The 3,307-nt window shown below is 61.4% G+C and carries 4 protein-coding genes; 1 reads left to right on the top strand and 3 read right to left on the bottom strand.

Features of this window, described 5'->3' with window-relative positions; genetic code table 11:
* Positions 1-229: 229 nt before the first annotated feature.
* Together AC628_RS41025 and AC628_RS41020 are read right to left on the bottom strand one after the other, a co-directional pair.
* Complete coding sequence (locus AC628_RS41025) at positions 230-1,450, bottom strand: ABC transporter substrate-binding protein (RefSeq protein WP_050426139.1); 1,221 nt, start codon at positions 1,448-1,450, stop codon at positions 230-232.
* A 129-nt stretch (positions 1,451-1,579) separates the two neighbouring features.
* Complete coding sequence (locus AC628_RS41020) at positions 1,580-1,942, bottom strand: DUF1304 domain-containing protein (protein WP_074132496.1); 363 nt, start codon at positions 1,940-1,942, stop codon at positions 1,580-1,582.
* Positions 1,943-2,153: 211 nt separating this feature from the next.
* Between AC628_RS41020 and AC628_RS41015 the strand changes: the two genes are divergently transcribed.
* Positions 2,154-2,678: a methylated-DNA--[protein]-cysteine S-methyltransferase gene (locus AC628_RS41015; RefSeq protein WP_074132495.1), complete on the top strand. Its 525-nt coding sequence runs from the start codon at positions 2,154-2,156 to the stop codon at positions 2,676-2,678.
* A 448-nt stretch (positions 2,679-3,126) separates the two neighbouring features.
* Here AC628_RS41015 and AC628_RS44995 read toward each other — a convergent pair.
* Positions 3,127-3,307: hypothetical protein (locus tag AC628_RS44995; RefSeq protein WP_210190335.1), on the bottom strand; the 181-nt coding region annotated here is incomplete at its 5' end.

Here is a 3,307-nt window from a genome sequence, read left to right as displayed (position 1 = left end):
ATAATCTGCTTCACGGACGGTCCCCTCGTTTGAGATTGCACAACCTCATTCTGGCACACTGATGCCGTAGGGGGCCGTCCACACCATCAACCACAAACGGTCATTGTTGCGGGATGCTGAACCGACAAGTCCCGTCACAATACCCGCCGCGGCGTATGGGTCCCTGCTCCCGTGCGCAATTGCGCACTAGGCAGGGACGACACGTGGCAAGAGCTGCGCAGCGGGCTATCTAACCCGCCGGGCCGGTGTCCTCGATGATCGGGCCGAACAGCTCCCACCGCTCGCCGTTGAACTTCATCATCTGCATCTGCTTGTTGATGCGATAATCGTTCGGTCCGGTGGTGATCGACATGCCCGGCAGCGCGAGCGACGGCACGAACTTCTTCAGGCTGGTCACCTGCTTCATCAGGTTCTCGCGGGTGAGGTCGTCGCCGCACTGCTTGAGCACCTGGATCAAGAGCTCGGCCGTCGAATAGCCGTAGGTGTTGACGGTGTTGAGCTTGTCGCCTTCCGGATAATACTTGTCCATAAAGGCGAAATAGGCCTTCACGCCGGGATCGTCCTTCCACTGCGGATCGGCGGGGTCCTTGCCGTAATTGGTCGAGATGATGCCCTTGGAGATGTCGAGGCCGGCCGGCTTCAAGGTCGCCGACACCGGGCTCGCATTGATGTCGAGGATGTGGACCGGGTGCCAGTCGAGATCCGCGACCTTGCGGATCGCCTGCGCCGCGAATTTCGGCGTCGACGCGTCGTACAGCAGATCGACGCCGGCGGCCTTCAGCTTGACGATCTGGGAATCGACGGTCGGGTCGGTCAGCTCGTAGGACACCTCGGCGACGATCATGCTGGCGGCCTTGTCGCCGAGCCCGCTCTTCAGGCCGGTGATGTAGTCGCGGCCGAGATCGTCGTTCTGGTAGAAGATGCCGATCTTGGCGTTCGGATGGTTGGCCAGGATGTATTTGGCGTAGATGCGCCCTTCGGACTGGTAGTTCGGGTTGAACGCGATCGTCCACGGCGCGTTCTGCGGATCGGAGAAGCGCGACGCGCCGGTGGAGGCGAGCAGCTGCGGCACCTTCTTGGCATTCAGATATTTCTGTACGGCGGCATTTGACGGCGTGCCGATGATCTGGAAGGTGAACAAGACCTCGTCGCCCTCGACGAGCTTGCGCACCTGCTCGACCGCCTTCGGCGGCGAATAGGCGTCGTCATACTGGATCAGGTTCAGCTTGCGGCCGTTGATGCCGCCCTGGTCGTTGATCATCTTGAGGTAGGCCGCCTGGGTCTTGCCGATGCCGGCATAGGCGGATGCGGGGCCCGAGAACGGCACGGTCTGGCCGATCTTGATCTCGGTGTCGGTCGCGCCGATGTCGTACTTCTTCTGCGCGGCGGCCGATGTAACCGACAACGCGATGGCAAGCGCTGTCGCAGCGAGCAATTGCACGCTCCTCATGTCCGTGACCTCCCATGTTGCCGGTGATCTTGTCCGCAAGCGGTGGGCCAGCGGATGTCACCGTTGTCGGGGATGATGGAGGAACGCCCTGAGCATTGCAAGGCAGGGCGCCCTGCGCGCGATGTCGCGTCAGGCAAGCCAGAGCAGGATCAGTGCCAGCGCAGCGGGAGCCGCCTGCACATAAAGGATGCGACGGCTGACGGTGGCGGCGCCATAGGCGCCGGCGACGACCACGCAGAGCAGGAAGAATGTCTTGATCTGGAACGCAAAGGCGGCGTTGCCGTGCACGAGGCCCCAGATCAGTCCGGCGGCGAGGAAACCGTTATAGAGTCCCTGATTGGCGGCGAGCACCGCCGAGTCGGTTGCCTTCTCGATCGAGTTGCGGAAGGTCTTCAACCCGAGCGGCTTGGTCCACAGGAACATCTCGAGGATCAGGAAATAGATATGCAGCGCGGCCACCACCGCGACCAGAAAATTGGCAAGCACAAGCATTGTTCGGTCCCCCCAGAGCTTCGGTTCTGATTGAATCAGAACCGAAGCTCAATATCTTGTTTTGACGCGTTTTCTTCACGCGAACCGGCGTCCATCCCGCATCTAGTGCGGGACAGGCTTCGCTCGAAAACGCTCCTACCGGAATTCGGGTGGACGCTAGCACGCAGGGAGTGAATTGTATGCCAAACAGCCTGCTTCCAGAGTGACGACAATGGCCGACCGCAAGACCGCGCAGACCTTCAACCTCGACCGCCTCAAGACCCCAATCGGCACCGCGCTGCTGGTGACCGATGATGACGGCGTGCTGCGCGCGCTCGACTGGGACGACTATGAGGGACGGATGTTCGATCTGCTGCGTCTGCATTACGGTGTGGTTACCTTGCGGGACGGCCGCGCGCCGGCCGCGATGCGCAAGGCGCTCGGCGATTACTTCAATGGCGATCTCGATCGGCTGGCGGATGTCGAATGGCGCGTCGCCGGCACGCCGTTCCAGCAGAAGGTCTGGCACGCGCTGCCGAAGATTCCTCACGGCACCACCATGAGCTATGGCGCGCTGGCTATGAGACTGAAAGTGCCGAACGCGATGCGCGCGGTCGGCCACGCCAACGGCTCCAATCCGATCAGCGTAGTCGTGCCCTGCCACCGCCTGATCGGCGCCAACGGCTCGCTGGTCAAATATGGCGGAGGCCTCGAGCGCAAGCGCTGGCTGCTGCGCCACGAGGGCGTGGAGGTCTAACGGGCGACTTGTCTGCCTCCGAGGCGATCAGTCGAGATCTTCGCTCGGCATGTTTCGCAGATCGCGCACGATATAGAGGAATACGATGAGCGAAGGCATCCATGCGAGGATCGCTCCTATCAGCATCGCATCGACCGTCGTCATGGCAGCTCCTTCGAGCATGAGAGCGTTTTCGAGCGAAGCCTGTCCCGCACTAGATGCGGGATGGAGACCGGTTCGCGTGAAGAAAACGCGTCAAAACAAGAATCTGCCCCTCGGCGTCAGATCATTTTCTTCGATGGGCCGCAGGTCCTGGCGAACGGATACAGCCACTTCCAATAGGCCCTGTTGCGGTCCAATTGCCGCTTGTAGATTTCGCGGCACTTCACCGAGCAAAATTGCTCGAAGTGCCAGCTATGCCGGATCAACCCGAACGGCCGCTTGCATCCTGGATTCCCGCAGCGGCCTGTCATGACGCGGCCTCGGCATTCGAACGCGTAAACCAGCGAATGAAGTTCGCCTGACCTTGGTAGAGGCAGAGGCGTCCGCAGTAGCGTTCACCCGCCGGGTTTCGCAAACAGATGATCTTGGGCTCTTCGCTGTCGCATTGGGCACAGCGCGGTTCCGCACGCATGGCGACCTCCCTCCGA

Origin of the sequence: Bradyrhizobium sp. NAS96.2 (assembly GCF_001908235.1) — a bacterium.
Taxonomy (GTDB): Bacteria; Pseudomonadota; Alphaproteobacteria; order Rhizobiales; family Xanthobacteraceae; genus Bradyrhizobium.
Note: the sequence above shows the minus strand (reverse complement) of the source record. Positions and strands in the feature narration are given on the sequence as shown.

Excerpts from the sequence above, each read along its gene's own strand:
- AC628_RS41025 (WP_050426139.1), bottom strand. The coding sequence starts at position 1,450 with ATGAGGAGCGTGCAATTGCTCGCTGCGACAGCGCTTGCCATCGCGTTG.
- AC628_RS41020 (WP_074132496.1), bottom strand. The coding sequence starts at position 1,942 with ATGCTTGTGCTTGCCAATTTTCTGGTCGCGGTGGTGGCCGCGCTGCAT.
- AC628_RS41015 (WP_074132495.1), top strand. The coding sequence starts at position 2,154 with ATGGCCGACCGCAAGACCGCGCAGACCTTCAACCTCGACCGCCTCAAG.